Genomic DNA, 24,057 nt, shown 5'->3' with positions numbered 1-24,057 from the left:
AGTCCTGTCGAGGGGATTATGCGCCTTAGGGTAAGCGATGCAGTACATAATTCCTGGAGCTGGTCGGCGTTGCTTCAAGTGCGGCTTTCGAACGCGGCGATCCCAGTTCTCGCCGGAACCGAACGGAGCTCCATATGTTCGGATTTGGAGCCGGTGTGGCCCCTAGGGAGCATGAATACCCATGAAAGCCCTCGTCTGGCACGGGAAGGAAAGACATCCGCTGCGACAGCGTTTCGGACCCAGAGATCGAGGATCCCCGGGACGCTATCGTCAAGGTCACTAGCTGCGCGATCTGCGAGTCTGACCTTCATCTCTTTCATAATTTAATTCCAGCCATGCTCCCCGGGGACATCATGGGTCATGAGATGATGGGGGAAGTCGTCGAAACCGGCTCTGGGGTGAATGGCCGTCTCAAGAAGGGTGACCGTATTGTCATACCCTTCACCATCACTTGCAGTGAATGCGATCAGCGCAAACGCGGAAACTTTTCCGTTTGCGAGAGAAGCAACCGCAACAAGAAGCTTGCCGACAAGGTTTTTGGGCACACGACAGCGGGGCTGTTCGGCCACCCATTTGACCGGAGGCTATCCCGGCGGGCAGGCGGAATACATCCGCGTTCCCTTCGCCGACGCGACCCATATTAAAGTCCCAGAAAGTCTTACGGACGAGCAGGTGCTTTTCCTCGGCGACATTTTCCCAACCGGGTGGCAAGCCGCCGTCCAATGCGACATTCAAGCCACCGACACCGTCGCTATTTGGGGCTGCGGCCCTGTGGGGCAGATGGCGATCCGCAGCGCCGTGCTGCTCGGCGCAAAGCAGGTCGTCGCAATCGACCACCTGCCGGAGCGGCTGGAAATGGCGGAGGCTGGCGGCGCCCTCGTGATCAATTTTGCCGAGCAGAGCGTCGTCGAGCGGTTGCGGGAGCTGACGGACGGCAAGGGCCCGGAGAAATGCATTGATGCGGTCGGCACCGAGAGCCATGTCAACCTGTCGCAGCCCGATACGATTATCGACCGCGCCAAACAGATAATGATGCTTGAAAACGATCGCCCGCATGTGCTGCGCGAGATGATATACGTCTGCCGCCCGGCAGGCACCATCTCCGGGCGTCTATAGCGGGCTCGTGGACAAGATCCCCATGGGTCCCGCGATGAACAAGGGGCTGACCTTCCGCATGGGCCAAACCCATGTGATCGGTGGACTGACGAGCTTTTGCACCGAATAGAAGATGGGCAAATCGATCCGTCCTTCGTCATCACCCACACGGCGTCGCTGGAAGACGGACCGAGCTTGTACAATACATTCGGAAATAAGCAGGACCGCTGCATAAAAGTCGTTCTAAGGCCGTGAGCTGAGAGGGATAATGACGTATTTCACAGGTCTGTCGAACATCGCCCGCTCCGAAGGCGACCCAAAAGTTTTGAGTTCCGGTCACAGCTCTTTGACGGGAGCGCATCGCTTGGCTCACGCGCTCGGCTGGTTCAGTATCGGCCTCGGTCTGACTGAACTGTTCGCCCCTCAGCTGGTGACCAGGACACTCGGAGTCCGCGGGAAGGAAACGCTGGTGCGCGCATATGGCCTGCGTGAAATTGGATCAGGGGTACTGTCGCTCTCAGTCGACAAGGCCGTGGGTTTGCAGAGCCGCTTGGCGGGCGACGCTGTCGATCTCGCGACGCTCGCAGCGTTCGCGCCCAGAAGTTCCAGGCCACGCGCTATTGCTCCGGCTTTGATGGCCCTCGCCGGGGTCACGCTTCTCGATCTCTTCGGGGCTTTTGGTCGTCGGGAAACGAAGGCCGGACCGAGGGCGAAGGCGAAGGGCGCGGGTATGGCCAGCGTAGCGGTTTTCCGAAAAGCCTGAAGCAAGCGCGCGGCGCGGCACTATTTCTTGAGCCCCGGACATGCGCGCGGCGCCCCTCTTGGAAGACAGAAGAAGCCAGGGCCAGCCCCGCGTTTAGCTGGCCAGGGCAGCAGCGCATGAAAAAAGCTGGCCCGGGGCCCGAGACGAGCGCGCGGGGCGTTAAAGTTGGGGACCGTCGTAGGCGCCTTCGACCTCGTAGCTCCGGGCGCAGCCAAAGCGGTGGATCGGCTTGCCGGGATGCATATTGATTGCGCTCAACGACGGGATGGCCGCTTTACGCATCAGCAGAAAAAAGCCTCGCCTTCTGAGCGGGGCTTTTCGAGGGCGCGCGACTTTCAGTTACGTGACACCCAAGTATCAACTTCTTTCTTTGCTTCCTCCTGCGTGTATCCATACTTTTGCTGAAGCATCCCTTCCAAACTTTCCCGCTTGCCGTTGATCTGGACAAGCTCGTCATCCGTAAGACGACCCCATTGCTCTTTGACCTTACCTGAAAACTGTTTCCAGCCTCCGGAGATAACACTCCAATTGGGGATGGACTGACGCACGGCAGGCTCTCGGCCTTGGGAAGCGCGCTCCGGCTCCTGGGGAGTGTACCCCGGCATGCCAACGACATTGGGCGGCGCCCATTTTTGCGTATCGGCGGCGAAGCACGCCGTGCTGAAGGCAAAGGCGCCGCCGATAACTAAAAGCGCGCCACGAGGAACATGAATTACCGACATAATGGTTCTCCCTAGCTGACCGAGGGTAAACCAGCTGGAATTTAAAATTGTTCCGACCAGGCTCGCCGATCTGATCGGCCCGGGGTAGGGGTGAACCCGAGGGTAGTTGCAAGAGCGCTGTATCTTCGCGGTTACCTGTCTGGCATGGGCGACGACGGAATAGTCACTTATCGTTTGGGCTGAACATTCTTGCGTTCAGCATCCTCAAAAGCCACTGCATCTCTTCCGTTAGCGGCTCGTGCGGGGCGTTGGAAAAGTTTTCCCTCAGAAGGTTTCCAATCGAGATCAACTGGCTCAGATTGTCTGTTATAAGTTTAGCCTGCGCCTGTTCTTGTTTTTCATTACGCCGCATGAGAATGACCTCGCGTTAGAAACGTAAGAACGTTTATTAATCCAACTATGTTCCTCATTTATATTATCTTAACAGCAATAGCAGCGCAGGTTTTGCAATAAGATATTTTCTTCATAACGAAGTCTCAGCTTAGAACTAATTTATTTGGAATAATAACGGCAGCTGCGATACAGATGCCGAGAAGAAGGTATGTGAGCAGCAGTAGCAGCGTGACGTGACACGTCGCGAGTCTTTGAGTTTTGCGCAAAGGTTTTCGAATTTGTGCCCTCACGGCTTTAAGGCTTCAGTTGGCGAACTGCAGTCCTTCCAGCTTCCGCTCGAAAAGATCGGCCACGCTTCCCGCTCCTCGTCGACGGCCACCAAAATATCGACCGCGCAACAGCCTACAGCCGTGATGCCGTTCGAGGCGTCTCGCAGGGGGAAAAAACCCGGTCATTCACTGCCCCTAACAGCGTCGGAGCCTTCGGAAGCTCCACATTCCGCAAAGCGGTCCCCGTTGATTAAAATCTCTGCCACGATCTTTGCTAGAGAACTGGCGCTGTTTGCAATTCTGCGACCGTGCGACGGATTTTTTCCCTTCGCCGCGCGCGCGCTGATGCCGGTTGAACTCGTCGTTGATGCGCGAGTCGAAAAACGCGAGCCCAATAGGCGCGCTTCAGAGAAGCGCATCCAACTCAAGAGTTCGAGCGAGGGAGGCGTTCATTCGCGACACGGAGCTGATACTCAGCGCTTTTGGCGCATAACAAAGCCGTGACCGTAGCGACCAGCACCGGCGCTTCCGCAGGCTCCACCAAATACGCATTGGCGCCCGCCTCGAGAGCAGACATCCATGACGATGATGTCGGGCCGCTTGCGCTTGATCTCTCGACACACGTCCGTGCCCAGAATGTCGGGTAGCATCGCCTCGAGAATGACGAGGTCCGTCTGGCGCGAGGCGACGAAGGCGGGCGTCTCCTCGCCGCCGCTCGGCTAACTGACCGACCAGCCCGCCTTTTGCAGCGCCCGCACCTTGGCGTAGCGCGCTTCGGCGATATCGTCGACGACCAGCAGACAGGCGTTATCGACCTTCATGGCTGAACTCCCCGCCCAGCGCCTCAGCTACGACCGCCGATGGACCCAGGACGATGCCTGCGCGGCGGCCTTTCCAGGCACTTCACAAGGTGAACAGCGCTTCCTTCATAATCGTTTCGGCACATGATTGATCCGGGCGATAAGTACCGGCGAAGCTCTGAAGGTCAAAATCCGGCGCGCCGCGATTGGCGCCGGCGTCTTCGTCTTCGGATTGCGGCCGATCCTAGCGCTCTTGTTGCGCACCTTGAACGCCCCGAAACCTCGCAGTTTGACGGGTTCGCAGTTCACTAGCGCCGAGGCGATCTCCTCCAGAACGAGATCGACGATATTGCGGGCCTCGCGTCGCGCCATGCCGCCACAACAGGCATAAACAGCCGCCCGGAGGTCAGCGCGCGTAACTGCGCTTTTGTGCACCGTTTCCATTCACTCCTCATCAAGCGCAGAATAACCCCTACGTCGCCGACTGGCTCAAACTTGGGGAGCAGCTACGCGAAACCGCTAGCGCGCCGAGGTGGACTCCGGCGAATGCGGAACGTCGAAAAATCGGCGCCGGGAGCGCGCCCGCCGTAATCGCCGGCGGCTCCCCCGCGCACGGCCATCGCAAATCGTACTCGATTTTTAAAAGACGCAAAGTCAAAAAAAGCGCGTCCTGATTCTTGTGAAGGTGAGGCACGACAGCAAGGCGAGCTCCGCTCGCAAGGCCGGTATAGCGCAGCCCGAAACGCGCCCAACAACCCTTTCTCCTTAATAGCCTCCCGACAAGCCGCGACAGCTAACCATTCCAGGTTTTATGAAGGGGAATCTTCTCGGGCATCGCATCCCAGTCGACCGCCTCAGACCCGGCGATCACGTCCACACTCCTCTCTTCACCCGAAGCAACGCCTCGCGTCAGTTTATACGGTGCCGAACGAGTATCTGTTTACAGATCCAAGGCTTGATCTTCGGGCGCGCTCGGATTTGATCCTGAAGGATAAACGCCTTTAAGAACTTCGTTGAAATGACGATTGACAAGCTCATTGCAGTCGCATGCCGTGTGCCGGAGGCCTTCCTCATCTAGAACAATGAAGCGTCCGTATCCGATGTCGATCAACCGGCGATCCTTAAGCGTCCTTATAACCCTGGCCACATAGCTGCGCCCGACTCCGAGCATTCCGGACAACTGTTCTTGCGTCATCGCAATTGTCGGGTCGTTTGTGCGATCCATCGCCGCTAGAAGCCATTTCGCCGCACGCTTTTCGATCGAATGCGTCGCATTGCACGCCACGCTCTGGAACACCTGCGCCAAGAGGCAATCAGCGTAACGGGCGAACAACTGCCGGAGTGTCAACGATTGCGTCTTCGCCTTTTCCAGTTCGCAACACTCCAATCGGAGCGCGGGGCCTTCAAAATGAACGACCGTTCTCGCATAGGCTGGCAACCGTCCATGGCTAACGATTCCTCCTAGCGCCCCCTCGCGTCCTATTAACGCTGCCTCGACGTCCTTGCCGTTTTCTAGAGGAATGATGAAAGACAGCAAAGTCGATCCGCAGGGGAAATAGACGTGGCGAATATCGTCGCCGGGCTGATATAAAACCTGCCGAGGAGCAAGTTGCACCTTTTCGAATTTTGGGGACAGGAGGGCAAGGTCCGCAGGATGCAACGCCCTTAAAAGATTGCTTCTGAGCGACAGGCTTCGGGATTGCGCATCAGGAGGAAGAAATTGCACGCGCGGGATCTCCCTCAAACAGGTCCTTAGAGCACGCAACCCTGTGTTGTCTAGAACGAGAAATTCAGTATTTCATCTGTAGCCCCTGTAGCAACTGTTCACAAGTGAACAGACTCGGCTTTGGTTTTCATATAGCAAATTCTTCCGAGCCTAGGTTCTCCGGCGCCCCCCGAGATCCTCCGTGCACCGAGCCGTCTGCAAAAAAAGTGCATCCATTTTCCCTCCGCGGCTGAAATTGCAATCGGAGCCAAATTACTCAATCGTGCCAGTCATTCGAGGAAGAATCATGCCTGCAAACTTTGACGCGCTCGCGAGCGCTATCGAACAGAGCGAGAAAGACCTGCTTCGCCGATGGATCGCGGCGCTGACCGCGGCGGGCGCCACGCGCAGCGGTCAGACGTCCGATAAGGATTTGAAGGACGCCTGCGGGCGATTCCTAAACGAGCTGCGCAATGCCATTAAAAATGGCGCCGGCGAAGATATCTCCAGCGAACAGTGGCAAAACGCGCGTGAGGTGCTCGAAGAGATTTCGACGGCCCGAGCGCTGCGCGGATACAGTCCCGTCGAGACCGCGCTATTCGTGTTCTCGCTGAAAGAGCCGCTTTTTGATCTCCTGCGGCAAACTCTAGCGCGCGAAGAGCGCCTAGCCGACGTGCTGGTCGCCTCGGGGGGGCTTCTCGATCGCCTCGGCTTATTTACCACCGAGGTTTATCAGAAGAGCCGCGAAGAGGTCATCAAACGTCAACAGGACGAATTATTGGAGCTGTCGACTCCGGTCATCCAGCTTTGGGACAAGATTCTCGCGCTGCCGCTCATAGGCACACTCGATAGCGCCCGCACGCAGACCGTGATGGAGAATCTTCTACAAATGATCGTCGACGCGGAGGCGGAAATCGCCATCATCGATATCACGGGAGTGCCGGCCGTCGATACGTTGGTCGCGCAGCATTTGATCAAGACGGTGGCGGCGGCGCGGCTGATGGGCGCAGATTGCATCATCAGCGGCATCCGTCCGCAAATCGCCCAGACGATCGTCCATCTGGGACTCGATCTTCAGGTGGTCTCCAAAGCGACGATGGCGGATGCCCTGTCGCTGGCATTGAAAAAGACGGGTCAGAAGGTGGAACGCATAGCGGCGCGAGGCTGATGCGGTGGACAAGATCCCGATCCTCAAAGTTGGCAAGTGCCTTCTCGTCACAATTCACATCGACATGCATGACCGCCTTGCCATGGCGCTGCAGGACGATCTCACCAACGCGATTGTTTCCACCAGGGCCAAGGGCGTGTTGATTGACGTTTCCGCGCTCGAGATCGTCGATTCCTTCATTGGCCGCATGCTGAGCAACATAGCCAGCGCATCACGGGTGCTTGACGCCGTCACCATTGTCGTGGGCATGCGGCCGCACGTCGCGATCACCCTCGTCGAGCTGGGCGTTCAGCTGAGCGGCATTCAGACCGCCCGCAACGTTGATAAAGGTCTGGAGACGATCAACAGGCTGATTGAGCAGTCAGAGTCGACCGATGCTGACGGAGACGATTGAAACCGTTCCGATTCGAAGCTCGGAAGACATTGTTCGCGTAAGGCAGAAAGTCCGCTTTCACGCTGACGCAATGGGCATGAGCCTTATCGATCAGACCAAAATCATTACCGCCGCGAGCGAAATCGCACGAAACACCTTCGAGTATGGCGGAGGCGGCGAGCTGCTTTTGGAAATCCTTCGCGACGGCGCGCGCCGAGGATTGCGAGTGACGTTTTCAGACGAAGGTCCCGGCATCGCGGACATTGAGCAGGCGATGAGCGATCATTTCACGACGGGCGGGGGGCTGGGGCTAGGTTTGGGAGGCGCAAAGCGGCTCGTCAACGAGTTCGACATAAAATCGCAGCCGGGCGAGGGAACCCGCATCTCGCTCATTCGTTGGAAATAACATGCTGCTGCCGGTGGATGATCCTTCGCGAGTCGCGGAAGTGCGCAGGGCGGCGACGCAATTGGCGTTGTCACAAGATTTTCCGGAGGAAGCGGTCGGCAGAATAGCAATCGTCGCCACTGAACTCGCGACTAACATCCTCAAACACGCGGGAAAGGGCGAGTTTTCCATCAATCTCTTCGACGATGCCGACGGGCAGGGCGTCGAGCTGATGGCGCTAGATCGCGGGCCCGGGCTCGTCGATGTCGCAAAATGTTTAGGCGATGGATACTCGACCTTTGGCAGTCGCGGCTCGGGACTGGGAGCTGCGCAGCGCCTCTCTAGTGTCTTCGGCATCTACTCGAAGCCTTCCATGGGCGCAGCGGTTCTGGCGCGTTTTCGCAGGAACGGCGCAGCGTCGAAGACCCAATTCGTGACGGGCTCAGTCGTGGTGACATGTCCGGGGGAATCCATCTGCGGCGACGCATGGACGGCCACCGAGAACGGAGGAAAGATCGACGTTCTCGTGGTGGACGGAACGGGACACGGACCCTTTGCGTCTGAAGCGGGGGCGCGCGCCCTCTCTACGTTCTCCTCTTGCAAGAACCAGACGGTTGCGCAGCATGTCGAGCGGATTCATCAGGGCCTTCGGCCGACCAGAGGCGCAGCCGTAGGTCTTGCGCGTTTGACCGTCGCGAGCGGCCAGGTGGAATTCTGCGGCGTGGGAAACATTTCGGGCGCGATCATCGGCGCAGCTGAAGCTCGGAGCCTCGTATCCTATAACGGTATGGCCGGCAACGGGACCCCGACCATCCGTACTTTTCAGTATAGCCTGGCACCGGGTGGTGTTATCATTCTGCACAGCGACGGCTTGTCCGCGCGCTGGAACGTCGCACAGTATCCCGGTCTTTTCGGGGCGCATCCGGCGCTTATCGCAGGAGTGCTGGCGCGGGATTATCGTCGGGGCCGAGACGACGCCACCGTGGTCGTGTTGCGCGCCTTGGGGTAAGTGGTAATGCTTCGCATTTTGTCAGTGTCTTTGAAGGCCGAGCCGGACATCGTCTTTGCGCGCCAGCGCGCGCGCCAGCTTGCCGGACTGCTTGGATTCGACCGGCAGGATCAGACCCGCATCGCGACGGCGGTGTCCGAGATCGCGCGCAACGCCGTTGAATATGGCGGCGGCGGGTGCGTCAAGTTTTCGCTGGCGGGTTCTACGTCGCCGCAACTGTTCCAGGCGACCATCTCGGACGAAGGCGCCGGGATCGCCAACCTTGAAGAAGTCCTTGCCGGGCGCCATCGCTCCACCACGGGCATGGGCGTCGGGCTGATCGGCGCGCGTCGGCTTGTGGATCAGTTTTCCATCCAGTCGTCCAGTTCAGGCACCGTTGTGGCTCTCAAAAAGCTGCTGCCTGGAACGGCCAAGGTGTTTTCCCATTCTGATCTTGCGGACATTTCCGATCGCCTGCTGAGGGAAGACGCCAACGACCCAATGATCGAGCTGCGTCGGCAGAATCAGGAGCTGATTTTCAGTCTGGAGGAGGTCGAACGGCAGCGCAAGGAACTGGCTTCACTGAACGAGGAATTACACGACACGAACCGCGGGGTGGTCGCTCTTTATTCCGATCTCGACGAAAAGGCGGAGCATCTGCGGCGCGCGGACAGCCTCAAATCTCGCTTTCTTTCCAACATGACTCACGAGTTCAGGACGCCGCTCAACTCGATATTGGCGCTGACCCACCTGCTACTCGATCGCTGCGACGGCGAGCTCATGCCTGAGCAGGAGCGCCAAATTTCGTTCATCCGAAAATCGGCGGAGAACCTGACCGAACTCGTTAATGACCTTCTCGATCTCGCCAAAGTCGAGGCCGGCCGGATCGAGATTAGGCCCGTCGAATTCCGGATTGGCGATCTCTTCGGCGCCTTGCGCGGCATGCTGCGGCCGCTGCTTGTTGGAGACAAGGTCAACCTCATATTCGAGGACGCATCGTCACTGCCGGCGATGTATAGCGATGAAGCCAAGATTTCGCAGGTGCTGCGCAACCTGATTTCAAACGCGCTGAAATTCACCGAGGCAGGGGAAATTCGCGTCAGGGCCTCACTATCTGAGGGGTGTTTCACTTTCACGGTTAAGGACGACGGCATTGGCATCGCCTCAGAGCATCATGAGCTCATTTTTCAGGAGTTCTCACAGCTTGACGGCCCCATTCAGCGCAGAGTGAGGGGCACGGGACTGGGGCTCCCCTTGTCGAAACGGCTGTGCAAGCTTTTGTGCGGCGATATCCACGTCGACAGCGTGGTGGGCAAGGGATCGACCTTCTCGTTTACGCTGCCGGCAGCATACGCTGGCCCCATGGTGGACCTTGCCGAGCCTTTGATCGAGCCGCCGCCGGAAGACGAGCGTATTCCGGTTCTTGCGGTCGAAGACGACCCTGCGGACATGATGGTCTATGAGGTCACCCTGCGCCACTCTCCTTACAGGCTCATCGGCGCGCGAACCTTGAAGGAGGCGCGGCGGAAAATTCAGGACGTCAAGCCTCGCGCGATTATTCTCGATCTCGTGCTTGGAGGCACGGACACTTGGGCGCTGCTGGCCGATCTCAAGGGCGCGTCGGAGTCGCAGGGGATTCCCGTTCTTGTCGTCTCCACGATGGAGGACCGCGCGAAAGCGGCGCGGCTCGGCGCTGACGGCTATGGAATAAAGCCCATTGAACGCGCCTGGCTCCTCGCCAAGCTGCACGAATTGATCGACGAGACAGAAGCAAAGCGCGTCCTTCTGATCGACGACGACGAAGCCTCGCGTTATATCATTCGGCGGTGTCTCGCAGACGAGCCCTACGTTCTCAGCGAAGCCGCGACGGGCGAAGCCGGGCTGGAGAGCGCCGCCAAACAGCCCCCGGATCTGGTGTTGCTCGACCTCAAATTACCAGGCATCAGCGGCTTCGATGTGCTCGAGCGGCTAACGGATAATCCAAAAACAGCGCAGGTCCCGATCGTGGTCGTCACGGCCACAGCTTTGAATGAGCAGGATCTGGGACGCCTCGGCAGCGCCAAGCAAGTCATTGCCAAAAGCGGGCTGTCGAAAGAGGCGCTCGCTCCTGTGGTGGCTGAGGCGCTCGGCGCGGGAGCCCAGACATGAATGTCGAAAGCGCCCGTCTGTTGGTCGTCGACGACGTTGCCGAGGCGCGCTACGCCAAGGTGCGGGCGCTGCAAAAAGCGGGCTGGTCAGTCAGTGAAACGAGCAGCGGCGAGGAGACGCTCGCCTTCGTCGCCTCGCGCCCGACGGACCTCGTCGTTCTCGATACGATGCTGCCCGACATTTTGGGCACGGAAGTGTGCCGTGAGATCAAGCGATCCCGGCCCGACATCATGGTGCTGCAGACCTCGGCCACCTTTATTGGGCCTGACGCCAAGGTAACGGCGCTGGACGCGGGCGCCGATGCATATTTGGTGGAGCCTGCGGAAGCGCCGGTGCTGGTCGCCACGGTCAGGGCCTTGCTACGCGCAAAAAGCGCTGAGGATCAGCTGCGTGTTGCGAATGAACGCCTTCTGGCTCGAACCCTCGAGTTGGAAGCGCTGCTCTGTAGCGCGCCCATTGGGCTCGCGTTTTTCGACAAAGCGGGCCGCTGCACGCGCATCAACGATGAGTTCGCCGGCGTCATCGCGCTCAAGGCGAAGGGCCACATCGGCCACACGATCAGGGAAATCTTTCCAAACAACGCCAGTTCTCTTGAAAATTCTCTCGGCGAGGTATTCTCAAAAGGAGCTTCTTTGCGGCATGTGGAGCTTTCCGAGCACTCCAGCGCCGGCGACCGGCACTGGTTGGCGGGGTTTTTCCCCGTGCGAGACGCCTCGAACGACATCGCGGCTGTAGGCTGTTGGGCGCTCGATATTTCGGACCGGAAGAGGGCTGAAGAGCACAAAGAACTGCTGATCCATGAACTCGACCACCGGGTGAAAAATACACTGACAATCGTGCAGTCCATCGCCTCACAGACATTTAGAGGCGCCCAAGTCGATCAGAAAAAGGTCGACGACTTCGCAAGCAGGCTCTGCGCGCTTTCCGAAACGCACGATGTCTTGACGCGCGGCAGCTGGAGGGCTGCGGATCTTCGAGAGCTCGTGGTCAAGGCGGCGCAGATTCATGGAGCGGCCGACAGATTCAGCCTGGAAGGTCCCGATCTGCAACTCAAGCCTAAAGCTGCGTTAGCGCTCGCGATGGGATTGCATGAACTTTGCACAAACGCGCTCAAATACGGAGCTCTATCGAGCAGTGAGGGGCAGGTAAACATTTGCTGGAGCATCGAACGTGAAAATGGCCTGCCGCGGTTAAGCTTGATTTGGAAAGAAACGGGAGGGCCCCTCGTCGAGCCGCCGGCGCATCGCGGATTCGGCTCGAAGCTGCTCGAGAGGTCGCTCGCCAGCGACTTAAAGGGAACAATATCCCTCGACTTTTCCTCCGATGGCGTTACCTGCGCAATCAGCGCCCCTGTCGACTTCGAGTGAGAGATGACGGACTCAGCCATAAAGATTCGAGTATTGATGGTTGAGGACGAAGCCTCGTAGGGCTTCTGCTTGAAGCATCCTGAGCGAGCTTGGATTTGAGATCGCCGGGCAAGCGCGGTGCATTGAAGAAGCGCTGCAACTGGCGGCGGAAGCCGACTATGGACTCGCAATTTTGGATGTTAATCTCAACGGCGTGGCGAGCTTTCCGGCTGCCCAGATCGTACGGGACCGAAGGATTCCGCTTGTTTTCGCAACCGGATATCAACAGTCAAATTTTCAACTGTCCTTCGAAGGCGCGCCGAGCGTGCAAAAGCCGTTTAGCAGGGTTGCGTTAGGCGCCGCGATCGCGGCCGCGTTAAGTAGTAGAGCGCTCGATTCAGTTCAGTCTTAGGACCGCGCGGTAACGACCGCGCTTCTCGTCCCGCGCCATCGCGATCGACGTAATCGACCGCTCCCCCAATGTCTGGCGGCTGGCGGCGGCGCCTTTGATGGACGAGAGGGTCGGGATGGGCTGCTATCTCATAACATTACTTTATCGATACCGCTCAAACCCACCCAATCACCGTGAAGGATGCCGCGCTTTTGCGATCGAGACCGGTTTCGGCGCGCAGATTTGGCGATCTCCCGACGCCCCGACAAAATCGAGACGCCCCGCGTTCAGCAAAATCCGGCAGAGATCCACTCAAAATCCACGGGGAGCTGTCCAAACAATTGGGCCAGCTCTTGCGTGCGTCGTCACGAACATGGACCCAGCACCGGCCGGTGTCGGTCTTGCCTTTCGCGAGCACGGGCACGGTCGGCGAGTAGGGGTTTTTCACCCTCTACGTCTTCCAGAACCGGGCGTGAGACTCTCGCCTCACCCGGCTCCCATCAGGCCAGCCTGCCGCTTGCGCCGAGTTGCCAGTGCACGAACAATCGTGAGTTTTCGCGCGCGATCTTTTCGAGGAATGCACGCCGTTTCGGCGGAGCCGGGTTCGCCGGCCGCGATCTTCTACTACTCGCGTGATCGTCGCGGCGAACATCCACAAAGCCATCTGGAGGGATACTCGGGCATCTTGCAAGCGGACGCGTACGACGGTTTCAACAAGCTGTATCTCGCCGACCGCACCCCCGGCCCGATCCGCGAGGCGACGTGCTGAAGCCACGCGCGACGGCCGTTCTTCGCCATGGCCGACATCGAGGCGAACGCGCGTCGCAAGGCGGCGGTAAAAAAGGGAAAGCCGCTCTCGCCGATTGCTATGGAAATCGTGCGCCGCATCGACGCGCTGTTCGCGATCGCACGATCAATGGCAAGAGTTCCGAGGAACGCCTTGCTGTTCGTCGCGACGTGAGCCGGCCGCTGGTCGACACGCTCGGGATTTACATGCGAGAGCAGTTCGCGAAGCTGTCACGCGGACACGACCTCGCCCAAGCGATGCAATACATGCTCAACGCCGGTCATCGCGCGCAAGGCGAATGCCAAACCGTAATTCGTCGCCGCGACGCTCTACAGGGCCCGCGCACGTAAGCGGCATGGGACGCATCAATTCCAGCGTGTCGCCCGACGCTGCTGCTGATTCCGCTTGATGGCGCCCCCTAAAACGAGATGAAGGCGCCCACTCGTTACGGAATGATGGCGCCCCCCAATTCCGAGATGATCCCGCCCCCCTGCGACGGAATGATCCCGCCCGGGTGATTTCGTGCAGTGGCGGTCGCCGCCGTTGGCCTGATCAAGTCGCTCCTTTGGCAATCCAAGGGGAGCGATTCATGCCAGCGGAGCGGATTACGATGCGCCAGGCGCGCGAGATTATTCGGCTGAAGGCCGCGTCGGTTTCAGCGCACGAGATTTCCCGGCGTCTCGGCATGCCGCGTTCGACGGTTCGGGAAGCGCTCGAACGCGCGGAGGGCGCCGGGCTCTCCTGGCCGCTGCCGGAGGGAATGAACGACGACGCGCTGGAGGCGGCGCTTTACGCCAACCGGCGCAGCAAGCGCGGTCACCGGCGCGTCGAAGAGCCGGACTGGGCAAACGTGCATCGCGAGCTGAAGCGCAAGCATGTCACCCTGACGATCCTGTGAGACGAATACATCGCCGAGAACCCCGGCGGCTATCGCTATTCGCGCTTTTGCGAGCTGTATCGCGCCTTCGAGAAAACGCTGTCGGTGACCATGCGGCAGACCCACGCCGCCGGCGAGCGCCTGTTCGTCGATTAGGCCGGCGACGGCGTTCCCGTCGTCGTCGACAGGCTCACCGGCGAAGTGCGCATGGGGCAGATATTCGTCGCGGTGCTGGGCGCGTCGAGCCTCACATTCGCGAGAGCGAGCTGGACGCAGACGCTTCCTGACTGGATCGACGCCCATGTCGGCGCGCTTGAGGCGATCGGCGGCGTTCCGCAGCTCATCGTGCCGGACAACGCCAAGACCGCCATCGTCAAAGCCTGCTTCTACGATCCACAGGTCAACCGCACCTACGCCGACATGGCGGCGCATTACGGCGCCGCGCTTTTGCCGGCCCGGCCCAGAAAACCGCGCGACAAGGCGAAGGTGGAATCGGCGGTGCTGATCGTCGAACGCTGGCTGCTCGGCAGGCTGCGTCGCGAAACCTTCTACAGCCTTGCGGAGGTCAACGCCGCCATCGACGGGATGCTGAAAACTCTCAACGAGGAGCGCCCCATCCGCCGGCTCGGCGTCACCCGTCGCCAATTGTTCGACGAGATCGACCGCCCGGCGTTGAAGGCGCTTCCAGTCGAGCCTTACGAATATTGCGAATGGCGCCTGCACCGCGTCGGCATCGATTATCACGTCGAGATCGACGCGCATTATTACTCCGTGCCCTATCGCTTCGCCCGCGCCGAGGTCGAAGCGCGCCTGACCGTCCGCGGCGTTGAGATTTTTTATCGAGGCGAACGTATCGCCGTGCATCTGCGGATGAGCGGCAATCACAAGCACACGACGATCTCTGAGCACATGCCATCGAGCCACCGGCGCTACGCCGGCTGGACCATCGAGCGCATCCGTGAAGATGCGCGCAAAATCGGCCCCGCGGCCGCGGCGCTCTGCGAGCAGATTTTGGAGACGCGGCCCCATCCCGAGCAGGGCTATCGCGCTTGTCTGGGCATCGTCCGCCTTGTCGGCCCCTATGGGTCCGAGCGCGTCGAGGCCGCAGCGGAACGCGCCATCGAGATCGGCGCGAAGACCTACGGCTCGATCAAATCCATCCTCGACAACAAGCTCGATCGGAAGCCGGCGCCAAAGCGTGCCGCGGACGCGGCTCCGATCCTTCACCCCAATATCCGCGGCCCGCGCTACTATCATTAGGAGACAGCGACTTGCTTAAACATCCCACCCTCGACCAGCTTCACGTCCTCGGCCTTTACGGAATGGCCAAGGCCTTCGCCGAACTCGCAGAGACAGATGAGGCGAAAGGGATCGACCGCAACGACTGGCTCGCTCTGCTGCTTGATTGAGAAGCGTCTTTTCGACGCGACAAGCGGCTGACGGCCAGGCTGCGCGCAGCAAAACTCCGCCAGCAGGCCAGCATCGAAGACGTCGACTACCGCGCCGCGCGCGGGCTCGACCGCGCCCTGTTCCAGAAACTCGCCGAAGGCCAGTGGATCGACGCCCCCAACAATCTGGCTCTGGTCGGCCCATCGGGCGACGGCAAAAGTTGGCTCGCTTGCGCCATTGGCCAGAAGGCCTGCCGCGACAACCGTTCCGTCGTCTATCATCGCTGGCCGAAGCTCTGCGAAGACCTTGCGCTCGCGCGCGGCGACGGGCGCCACCCGCGTCTTATCAAATCCCTCGGCCGCGCCGATCTCCTGATCCTCGACGACTTCGGCCTCGAGCCGCTCGACGCCGGCGCCCGCCACGATCTCCTGGAAATCCTTGAAGAACGCTATGGGCGCCGATCGACGATCGTCACATCCCAACTTCCCGTGACCTCATGGCATGAGGTCATCGGCGATCCCACCTACGCCGACGCGATCTTGGACCGCCTCGTGCACAACGCGCATCGCGTAGAACTCGTCGGCGAGAGCCTACGCCGCGCCCGCGCCAAAGGAGCCAAAACGACTTGACCAAAAACAATCGGAGGTGAGACAAATCTCGTCGGTCAATGAACGCGGCGCCCGGGCGGGATCATCTCGTAAAAGGGGGGCGCCATTATCCCGGAATCCCCGGGCGGCATTATCCCGTTACAGACGGGCGCCTTCGTCGGAATCGGCACTCAAGGGCAAAGGATCGTGGATGCTGGGGATTCGAAATCCTACCGCGCCGCTGGGTCGTCGAAAGGACTTTCGCTTGGCTCGGTCGCTGCCGCCGCCTCGCCAAGGACTTCGAGGACACAATCGCCAGCGCAGTCGCATGGGTTCTCGTCGCACATGTCCGCACTCTCACGCGACGCATCGCAAGGACTTGACTGCAAACAGGATCATTTCGAGTCAGACTCTGAGCAAAAATCTTCAGTTTTACGCCACCTAGCGCTTGATGCCCGCGCCTGACGGCGGCTATGATTTTGTCGGGATCGGCGACCCATTGGAAGGGCTTGGCCGCCGATCGTGCGACTGAAAGCTGATATAGCCGCGGGCCATATCCGAAGACTCCTTTAAACTACGCCGAACCTGGCACCGGCACGACCGAGAGCCCGCGTTTGTCGAGGCGGATCACAGCCGGTCGATGTTGGCGTGATGCAGCCAGAAAATGGGGTCTAGCGCTGAGGTTTCCACTCTGCCCATGTCGCGGCCGACGAATGGGTGAACCTAGTCGTGAGGATCGAGTTCGAAAACGAAAGAGAAAGAGAAAGCGCTGCTGCGAGGAACCCCGGGGCCCGCCAGCAAGTCGTTTAACCCGAAGGCGCTCTGGCGAGGAACAAATTGGACAGGTCCGGGTTGAGGCGCGGATGCAAGAGCGAATTGGGTTGGCCTGACGGTCCTTCGCGTGTGTGAAACCTTCTCGACATCACCGGCTGGGCGGAGCAGTCCCAATAGGGCAGTTCGAACTCGGTCGAGTCTCCCGCGTCCTTCGCAGCCTGCTTGAGCACGCTTTCAAAGAAGAACAGGAAGGTGCGATGCCACGAGGTCGGATGCAAGCCGCCGAGAGGATTGAATCGCGCGCCGGGCGCGCCGGTAATCTCAAAAGGATCGAGAACATGCACAGGTCCGAGGGCGCGCCGGCAGACAATGCGCAGCCCATGCTCAGTATAGGCCATTTCCTCTGAGCCATTACGCGCATCGTTCAGCGCCTACGGTCAGGCATTTTTGGGCATGTCATCTACAAGCGCCTGGAGTTGGTCGTGCCACTTTTTCATTTTTTCTAACCATGCCTTATTTTCTTCGCTCTGCTTTGCCTCGGCAAGCGCGTGATGTACTAATTCGAGTTCCTCCAATAGCGCTTCTTTTCTGTCACTGAAGGTTGCGACGAGCCTTGCTCGGCTATGCATGTACGCCTCCATGGATAGGAATTTTAGATTCGACGCGGCGACGCTATCGAGCGCCAGCAAACACAATCACGAGAAAATTATGGACCGTTTGCGCTCGGACCCGCGCGGCGATTCATTGCGTATCAATTATAGAGCTCCCGGTTAACGGAAGCTAGAGCGTTGGGTAAATCGGAAGACGCTTTTCTGTGATGGAGAACGCAACGACATCAACTTGGTCCCTCCAACTATCGCTGATCTTCGCGCTGAGGGCGACGCCGCAAAGAAGAGCGCCCGGCCTGTCCCGTTCTCATCCGCCGCCCTACATCCCACTGGTTTGTTGTGAGCAGCGGATCGAACGGGGAGATTGTCTCATGTCCGGCACGATCATAAATCTCATCATCCAAATTGTGGCAGGAGCCCTTGGCGGAAACGCGGCTGGCGGATTTTTAAAGAACTTAGACCTAAGCCCTCTCGCTAAGACAATCACGGGCGCCGCCGGGGGCGGCATTGGCGGAACGATCCTCCAGGGCTTGATCCCTGCGCTCAGCAGCGCGGCCAGCAGCGGGGGACTCGATATTGGCGTGATGCTGGGCAATTTGGCTGGCGGCGGCATTACCGGCGCGGTCGTCACCGCAGCCTATGGTCTCATAAAGAATGCGCTCATGAAGAAAACGGGCTGATCACAGCCACGGCGAAGGCCGACTTAGATTCGAGAACGCAGAGCTGTCGGAGGACTCATGGAACCAAACAAGATCACACTTGAACAGCGCCGCGAATTTAGCGAGGTCGTCGGCCTGTTCGACTCGATGGACAACCTGCAGTCCGCAATTGACGATCTGCTCACCCACGGATTCGACCGCTCGGAAATTAGCCTGCTCGCCGAAGATGCGACGGCGCGCGAAAAGGTTGGCGCGAAACGCTCGGTCGAGATCGAGGACAGCGATGCAGCGCCGCGCATCTCCTTCATCGAAAACGAGTCGCTTAATGAAGGCAAAGCTTCGCTCATCGGTCTGCTCTTCTATGTCGGCGCCATAGCCGGCGCGATCGCCGTCTGGACCATCTTCGGCAGTTTCGCCGAGGCAATTTTTGCGGGCATTGTCACCGGTATGGTCGCCAGCCTGGCCGGCGTTGGAGTCATCAAACTCATTCAACGTCGTCAGCGCAATTGGGCGCAATCGCAATTGGCGCGCGGCGGGCTGCTGCTGTGGGCGCGGACCTGGACCGAAGAACATGAACGCTCCGCCATGGACGCCATGGAGCGAAATGGAGGCCACGACGTCCACGTTCATACGGCGGAGCATAGGCCTGACGATCCAGACTGAACGCTGTCAGATCTGTTCTAACCTATGAAACTCGAACGCTTCGGCAGGGTAAGGCGTATCCTCTATCGACACATGAACGCACTAACGCCGACGAAGCTGATGTCCCTTTGAAGCCCGCGTCGACGAGGTTTTGCAAACCGGTTCTATGACGTCCGCGGCCTGTAGCGGTGGCCAGAAAGGTCAAAGGAACGAAACGAGCAGCGGAAGTCGTAGTCATGGATGCGCGTGCGGCTCCGGGCGCGTGCGGCACGAAAAAGCCCGGCCATTTCTGACCGGGCAGGAGTTTTGCGTTTGAAAGGATCGTCGCCCGTTAGAGCGACAGGCCAATTCGTAGTCGCGCCGAGGAGCGCGCATTAGCGCTCGAGCTGCCTGCTCATCGAATGCTTTGATCGCCTCCGCTGTTTCCTACACAAGATTTAGCGCGGCGACGAGCGCGGTGCTCTCAGGGGCAGACTGATGAGCCAAACCATCGTTGCCGCCGATGGCTTCGTCCGTGGCTTGGTGGTTCAAATCGGGCGCGTTCATTGTGACGCCTCCGGCCATCATCTTTGGGCTTGTCGAGTATCGTCAGACTATTGGTTCCCTGATGGTTGCGCGACCCAAGAATCAACCGTCGTGCAAAATGCCTCGAAAGGTGCAAACTGACGGCCCGGGGGGCCATAGTTCCCAAGGAGGTCGCAATGGTAAAGTTTGGTATCTTGGCGACGCTGGAAGCGAAGATCGGCAAGGAGCACGAGGTTGCGGCGTTCTTGAAATCGGCGGTGCCGCTCGTGGAAGCGGAGCCTTGCACGGTTTCGTGGTTCGCGATCCGAGTGGCGCCCACGACTTTTGGCATTTTTGACGTCTTTCATGACGAAGCCGGCAGAGACGCTCATCTTGCGGGGGAGGTCGCGAAGGCTCTCATGGCAAAAGCGCCGGAGCTTTTCTCGCTGCCGCCGAAAATCGAGAAAGTTGACGTGCTGGCATCAAAGCTGGGCTGATCGCAAAAAACGCCCCGCCGATACATCCACGGTCGGGGTGCTCAGTCGCGGCGGGCGGGGCCGTCACTCCATACAAATTTTAGGCCCTAAATCCCGGGTCCATCACGGTCCCGGCGAAACCGCTGCGGTGAAAGGGTCCGTCGCTATCGGATATGCCGGCTTGGGAGTTTTCCGCAGGGATGGCAAGTCTTTTTGCCATGAGCCCAATGCCAGCAGGGACAAACGTGTGCGTAGGTTGACGTCGTAGCTCCCACAAATAAGATCGCAGCGGCTAACGCAGGAATAGTGATCCATTTCCTTGTCATGCGCATATCACCACTCGGGCGACTGGAATAGCCCACGACCAAGCCTATGGCTGGCCATAGCCAAACGATAGCACTTACGTAGCTACAATCGTCAACCCGCACCCCAACCCGTGAACACAAACGCAAAAAGCGCCCCGGCCGTACATCCAGGCTCGGGGCGCTCTATCTTGGCGACCCTATGATTTCGGGGCCCACGCTGAAACGGCAAGCCGGCGCGCCAGCAGAGACGTGCCGCTCAGAGCGCTTTGAGGCGTAGGCGCTACAGTTGTAGCTGAATCGCTAAGCGCGATCAGAGGGGCGTTTCTGACTCAGGAATTATGGCGCTCGTCGCTTCGCGCGTTTCGAGCGTGACGATTCGCCTCTTTGATCAGGTCGCGGAGCTGCTTTCGGAGAGCGCCCCCGTGAATTTGCCGGATATCGTAGCCTTCGCGACTTAAGTGTCTGACAATATCGCCGATGCGCGCACACTCTCCAGAGCGAGCCAGTTCGAACGCACGCTCAATGGTCGTTTTATTTTCCGCCATGTAATCCAGGTAGCTAGCGGTCACCTAGGAGCTTTCAACTTTAACTTCCGTCAAGGACTCGGCTGCGCTGCTGGGGGCGCAAAGACTATTCCTTTTTGTTGATGGGCGACCCTTCTGGAGCGGGCGGATCGCCTTGATGTTCAGGTCCAGGAGAATCGCTTGAGTTGAGTTGATCAGGATCTTGCCCAAGCAAATCCGGATCGGGATGCTGCTCCATCCCGCGCAACAGATTTAACATGACGGACGGCAGCGGTTCCGTAGCAAGCTGCGAGAATTTCTCTCTGAGCCGCTCCCCCCAATTGCTTCAGGTTGCGCTCGTTATCTCGCCCTCTTAGCGACAGGCGCCTATCTTCCTGTGGCGCCATTTTCCGCCTCTACATCAGAGGTTCTAAGCGTTGTCACGCTGTATTGTTCCCAGCTCACAGATCTACGAACGGCCTGGAGGTCGGGTGGATGCGCCATCAAACGATCGTCGGCGCCCCTAATCAGCGGGAGGCCATCGAGCCAAGTCGAAGGAGCCATCGAGCAAGAAAAACGCCCCGCCGTTACATCCACGGTCGGGGCGTCCTTGGTGCCGGCAAAGAGGAGATCAAAGCCGGCGAGTTGCGGAAAGCCTAATCCCTCACGGCCTATGCCGCAATTCCTCGGGTGCGAGCCTTGCGCCGCCGCCGCCGCCGCCGACGCCGTGGCCAGGCATTGCTTTAACGTCCAGCCGAGCCCGAGGCGGGTACCGGGCGCGAATCGGACGTGTTCAGGCAAAGACCGCTTCACGTTCAAGCCCTGGTTTCCAGCGCTCAACATCTTCGTCGGTGATTTGCTCATTGCCCGCGCGAACGGCTTCGACTTCGAGTTCATTCAGCACGCAAAAAACCTTCGCAGTGATCCCATCCGTGGCGCGAGCAAGAGTACGCAAGCTCTGAGCCTTAGAGGTCTGATGGTCGACGGAGCGGCAGGATGCATATTGCGGCGCGACGCCGACCGAATACGCGCCCTTTTTCGACAAGGCCGTATCGTCGACGATCACCACGCGTCGGCGCCGCCGACCATCCTGTCCGCTTCGACGAGCAGCGCCTTCTCGATCGGCGCCGCATCCCAGACGCCGCTGGAAATAAAGTGATGAAACTGATCGTATCCGATTTTCGCCCTCGCGCGCTGCCATGGGCTGTCACGGTCGGTCTCGCCCGACTGATATTTTTTGGCGTCAGCCGAAATAGGCGCCGATTGCGCTGGACTTTCGAACCGCGACGGATCATCCACCGCCGAGCGATAGGTCAGCGCGACCAGGGCGCCAACGCCTGGCGCGCTCATCAATCTCTGGCAAACCTTGGCGCCCGCGGCGGCGGCGCGTTCCGCCTCGCTCGCGGCGAGAGCGGCTTTGGCAGCGCGCGCCTTTTCCTGCAACGGGGCGCCGCCCGCTCAATCGCGCTTTGTTGTAGCGCGGCAAAACGCTGTTGTTCCCCGCCGAGCGCCGCCGCTACGTCGGCCGCGTGCTCATGCAAACGCGTCAGCAGACGGTTGAGAGTTTCGTAATTCTGGCGTGCCTCGCGGAATCTGATCAGCCTCGCGACAAGCCCATCCATGTAACGCGTAAAGGCGCGGGCCTGATAGTCCGTCGCGCCGTATTTGCGCGCCCACAGATACATGAACAGAGGGTCCTGCTCATAGGGGCTTCGCTTGCGCGCGCGGTCGGCCTCGGCTTGTGCGGCCTTCGCCTGGGCCTGCGCCAATGTTTTTTGCCGTGAGGCGACGCGTTCCGTGACACCTCGCCATGCAGGGTTGGACTCGACCTCCGAAGCGGCCTTGCGTTCGATATTTTGCAGTTCGAACGTGGCGCCTTCATAGTCGCGCGCGTGCTTCGCGCCCGGCTGCGCAACCCCAGCCAGCTCCGCCGGGCGCTCAGCCGCTGGTCCAAATGCCACTATTAAACTAACATTCGAACTGGATCACCCCATGGGGGCCGACCACACGCGTCAATATTATAGCGCGGCGCTGGGCGATCTTGCGCCACGGACGAGCATCATCGCAACCTGTTGGCTAGTAGGAGAACGGCGGCATCTCAATTTTGGCCTGAGGTTCGATCTCCGCTTGCCGGAGCCGCAGAGAATTGAGGACGACGCTAACCGACGATAGCGCCATCGCCGCCGCGGCGATCGTCGGCGACAAGAGGATCCCGAAGGCCGGATAGAGCGCGCCGGCCGCGATGGGCACGCCAGCGGCGTTGTAGATAAACGCGAAGAACAGATTCTCACGAATGTTGCGCATCGTCGCTTGGGAAAGGCGTCGGCCACGCACGATGCCCCCAAGATCGCCCTTCAACAAAGTCACGCCAGCGCTCTCGATCGCAACATCGGTCCCAGTTCCCATGGCGATGCCCACATCGGCGGCGGCCAAGGCAGGGGCGTCATTTACGCCGTCCCCCGCCATCGCGACGATTCGACCCGCTTCGCGCAAACGACTAACGACTTTGCTCTTGTCCTCGGGGAGGATCTCAGCTTCGATCTCGACGATTCCCAAGTGTTTGGCGACGGCGCGCGCCGTTGTCCAGTTGTCGCCGGTAAGCATCACCACGGCGACCCCATCCTCGCGCAGCGATTGCAGCGCATCCAGTGTCGTCACCTTGATGGGGTCGGCGATGCCGATGACGCCGGAAATTTTTCCGTCTATGGCGACAAAGATTGCGGTTGCGGCCTCTTCGCGCAGTCGTTCCGCTTGGTTATCGAGTGGTGTCGTATCGACGCCAAGTTCTCGCAGAAAGCGACGATTGCCGATCGCGATCGCTTTGCCGTCGACCCGGCCGATGACGCCCTTGCCGACAGGGGAATCGAAATCCGTCGCCTCCTTCAAAGCGAGCCCGCGTTCGGCTGCGGCCTGAACGATGGCGAGCGCCAGCGGATGCTCGCTGGCGCGTTCAAGACTCGCCGCCGTCGCCAACAGATCTTCCTCGGAGATTCCGGCGACGGCGAGGATGGCCGTTACGCGCGGCTTGCCTTCGGTTAGCGTCCCGGTCTTGTCCACAACCAGCGTGTCTATTTTTTCCAAGCGCTCCAGCGCCTCGGCGCTTTTTATCAGCACGCCCGACTGCGCGCCACGTCCCACACCGACCATAATCGACATCGGCGTCGCAAGACCGAGCGCGCAAGGGCAGGCGATGATGAGGACGGAAACGGATGCAACGAGCCCAAAAGTCATACGTGGTTCCGGTCCCCACATTGCCCAGGCAAGAAATGCAAGAACGGCGATGAGAATGACGGCGGGCACGAACCATCCCGCCACTTGATCGGCGAGGCGCTGTATTGGCGCGCGGCTTCTCTGCGCGGAAGCGACCATCTCGACAATCCTTGAGAGCACGGTGTCGCGGCCAACCTTCTCCGCGCGCATCACAAAGCCGCCAGTCTGATTAAGCGTGCCGCCGATGACT

General features: G+C 59.6%; 17 protein-coding genes and 8 pseudogenes. 15 read left to right on the top strand and 10 right to left on the bottom strand.

Going from position 1 to position 24,057, the window contains the following annotated elements:
- Nucleotides 1-181: 181 nt before the first annotated feature.
- Nucleotides 182-1,350, top strand: a pseudogene (locus A3OO_RS22150) (zinc-dependent alcohol dehydrogenase).
- Between the two features lie 13 nt (nucleotides 1,351-1,363).
- A complete protein-coding gene (locus A3OO_RS22145) occupies nucleotides 1,364-1,858 on the top strand; it encodes a hypothetical protein (RefSeq protein WP_198008867.1) in 495 nt (164 codons plus the stop codon).
- A 335-nt stretch (nucleotides 1,859-2,193) separates the two neighbouring features.
- Here A3OO_RS22145 and A3OO_RS24735 read toward each other — a convergent pair whose 3' ends face one another.
- The 3 genes from A3OO_RS24735 to A3OO_RS22140 all read right to left on the bottom strand — a co-directional run bounded on the left by A3OO_RS24735 (nucleotide 2,194) and on the right by A3OO_RS22140 (nucleotide 5,708).
- On the bottom strand, nucleotides 2,194-2,580 hold the full coding sequence (locus A3OO_RS24735; protein WP_018409423.1) for a CsbD family protein: 387 nt from the start codon (nucleotides 2,578-2,580) through the stop codon (nucleotides 2,194-2,196).
- A gap of 1,528 nt (nucleotides 2,581-4,108) precedes the next feature.
- Nucleotides 4,109-4,426 (bottom strand): integration host factor subunit alpha, encoded by a 318-nt coding sequence (locus A3OO_RS0118890; RefSeq protein ID WP_018409418.1) that lies wholly within the window; start codon nucleotides 4,424-4,426, stop codon nucleotides 4,109-4,111.
- Nucleotides 4,427-4,922: 496 nt separating this feature from the next.
- Nucleotides 4,923-5,708 (bottom strand): Crp/Fnr family transcriptional regulator, encoded by a 786-nt coding sequence (locus A3OO_RS22140; protein WP_051080422.1) that lies wholly within the window; start codon nucleotides 5,706-5,708, stop codon nucleotides 4,923-4,925.
- A 286-nt stretch (nucleotides 5,709-5,994) separates the two neighbouring features.
- On the opposite strand from A3OO_RS22140, the gene A3OO_RS0118880 reads away from it, so the two are divergent.
- From A3OO_RS0118880 to A3OO_RS24730, 10 genes and pseudogenes are all read left to right on the top strand, one after another.
- Nucleotides 5,995-6,855 carry an STAS domain-containing protein gene (locus A3OO_RS0118880; protein ID WP_018409416.1) on the top strand — a complete coding sequence of 287 codons (861 nt, stop codon included), beginning with the start codon at nucleotides 5,995-5,997 and terminating at the stop codon, nucleotides 6,853-6,855.
- Nucleotides 6,856-6,859: 4 nt separating this feature from the next.
- Nucleotides 6,860-7,249, top strand: a complete 390-nt coding sequence (locus A3OO_RS0118875) for an STAS domain-containing protein (RefSeq protein WP_018409415.1) — start codon at nucleotides 6,860-6,862, stop codon at nucleotides 7,247-7,249.
- Nucleotides 7,230-7,634, top strand: a complete 405-nt coding sequence (locus A3OO_RS0118870; RefSeq protein WP_018409414.1) for an ATP-binding protein — start codon at nucleotides 7,230-7,232, stop codon at nucleotides 7,632-7,634. The genes A3OO_RS0118875 and A3OO_RS0118870 overlap by 20 nt, the downstream gene beginning before the upstream one ends.
- Nucleotide 7,635: 1 nt before the next feature.
- Complete coding sequence (locus A3OO_RS0118865) at nucleotides 7,636-8,622, top strand: ATP-binding SpoIIE family protein phosphatase (RefSeq protein ID WP_018409413.1); 987 nt, start codon at nucleotides 7,636-7,638, stop codon at nucleotides 8,620-8,622.
- Nucleotides 8,623-8,628: 6 nt separating this feature from the next.
- Nucleotides 8,629-10,749, top strand: a complete 2,121-nt coding sequence (locus A3OO_RS0118860; RefSeq protein WP_018409412.1) for an ATP-binding protein — start codon at nucleotides 8,629-8,631, stop codon at nucleotides 10,747-10,749.
- Between the two features lie 20 nt (nucleotides 10,750-10,769).
- The gene (locus A3OO_RS22720; protein WP_198008866.1) at nucleotides 10,770-12,116 is read left to right on the top strand and encodes an HWE histidine kinase domain-containing protein; all 1,347 of its coding nucleotides are present in this window, start codon (nucleotides 10,770-10,772) and stop codon (nucleotides 12,114-12,116) included.
- A 952-nt stretch (nucleotides 12,117-13,068) separates the two neighbouring features.
- A pseudogene (locus A3OO_RS23175) lies at nucleotides 13,069-13,545 on the top strand (IS66 family transposase); the annotation flags it as partial.
- A 338-nt stretch (nucleotides 13,546-13,883) separates the two neighbouring features.
- Nucleotides 13,884-15,410: pseudogene (gene istA, locus A3OO_RS22130) on the top strand (IS21 family transposase).
- A gap of 11 nt (nucleotides 15,411-15,421) precedes the next feature.
- A pseudogene (gene istB / locus A3OO_RS22125) lies at nucleotides 15,422-16,168 on the top strand (IS21-like element helper ATPase IstB).
- A gap of 176 nt (nucleotides 16,169-16,344) precedes the next feature.
- Nucleotides 16,345-16,509: pseudogene (locus tag A3OO_RS24730) on the top strand (transposase); the annotation flags it as partial.
- Between the two features lie 244 nt (nucleotides 16,510-16,753).
- Here A3OO_RS24730 and A3OO_RS24860 read toward each other — a convergent pair.
- The 3 genes and pseudogenes from A3OO_RS24860 to A3OO_RS0118815 all read right to left on the bottom strand — a co-directional run.
- Nucleotides 16,754-16,837, bottom strand: a pseudogene (locus tag A3OO_RS24860) (tyrosinase family protein); the annotation flags it as partial.
- 95 nt (nucleotides 16,838-16,932) lie between these two features.
- A complete protein-coding gene (locus A3OO_RS0118820; protein ID WP_425338980.1) occupies nucleotides 16,933-17,178 on the bottom strand; it encodes a tyrosinase family protein in 246 nt (81 codons plus the stop codon).
- Nucleotides 17,179-17,337: 159 nt separating this feature from the next.
- On the bottom strand, nucleotides 17,338-17,529 hold the full coding sequence (locus A3OO_RS0118815; protein WP_156824951.1) for a hypothetical protein: 192 nt from the start codon (nucleotides 17,527-17,529) through the stop codon (nucleotides 17,338-17,340).
- Nucleotides 17,530-17,879: 350 nt separating this feature from the next.
- Between A3OO_RS0118815 and A3OO_RS0118810 the strand changes: the two genes are divergently transcribed.
- The 3 genes from A3OO_RS0118810 to A3OO_RS0118795 all read left to right on the top strand — a co-directional run bounded on the left by A3OO_RS0118810 (nucleotide 17,880) and on the right by A3OO_RS0118795 (nucleotide 19,810).
- Nucleotides 17,880-18,188, top strand: coding sequence for a hypothetical protein (locus A3OO_RS0118810; protein ID WP_018409404.1), 309 nt, complete (start codon nucleotides 17,880-17,882; stop codon nucleotides 18,186-18,188).
- A gap of 57 nt (nucleotides 18,189-18,245) precedes the next feature.
- A complete protein-coding gene (locus A3OO_RS0118805; RefSeq protein ID WP_018409403.1) occupies nucleotides 18,246-18,830 on the top strand; it encodes a hypothetical protein in 585 nt (194 codons plus the stop codon).
- A gap of 680 nt (nucleotides 18,831-19,510) precedes the next feature.
- On the top strand, nucleotides 19,511-19,810 hold the full coding sequence (locus tag A3OO_RS0118795) for a putative quinol monooxygenase (RefSeq protein WP_026223144.1): 300 nt from the start codon (nucleotides 19,511-19,513) through the stop codon (nucleotides 19,808-19,810).
- 1,777 nt (nucleotides 19,811-21,587) lie between these two features.
- Here A3OO_RS0118795 and A3OO_RS23155 read toward each other — a convergent pair.
- The 4 genes and pseudogenes from A3OO_RS23155 to A3OO_RS22120 form a co-directional block, all read right to left on the bottom strand.
- Nucleotides 21,588-21,804: pseudogene (locus A3OO_RS23155) on the bottom strand (transposase); the annotation flags it as partial.
- A gap of 44 nt (nucleotides 21,805-21,848) precedes the next feature.
- Nucleotides 21,849-21,947 (bottom strand): annotated as a pseudogene (locus tag A3OO_RS24855) (hypothetical protein); the annotation flags it as partial.
- A complete protein-coding gene (locus tag A3OO_RS24065; RefSeq protein WP_026223141.1) occupies nucleotides 21,947-22,558 on the bottom strand; it encodes a hypothetical protein in 612 nt (203 codons plus the stop codon). The pseudogene A3OO_RS24855 and the gene A3OO_RS24065, both read right to left, overlap by 1 nt.
- A gap of 115 nt (nucleotides 22,559-22,673) precedes the next feature.
- Nucleotides 22,674-24,057: copper-translocating P-type ATPase (locus A3OO_RS22120; RefSeq protein ID WP_018409397.1), on the bottom strand; the 1,384-nt coding region annotated here is incomplete at its 5' end.

Origin of the sequence: Methylocystis rosea SV97 (genome assembly GCF_000372845.1) — a bacterium.
In the GTDB taxonomy this organism is placed as follows: Bacteria; Pseudomonadota; Alphaproteobacteria; order Rhizobiales; family Beijerinckiaceae; genus Methylocystis; species Methylocystis rosea.
Note: the sequence above shows the minus strand (reverse complement) of the source record. Positions and strands in the feature narration are given on the sequence as shown.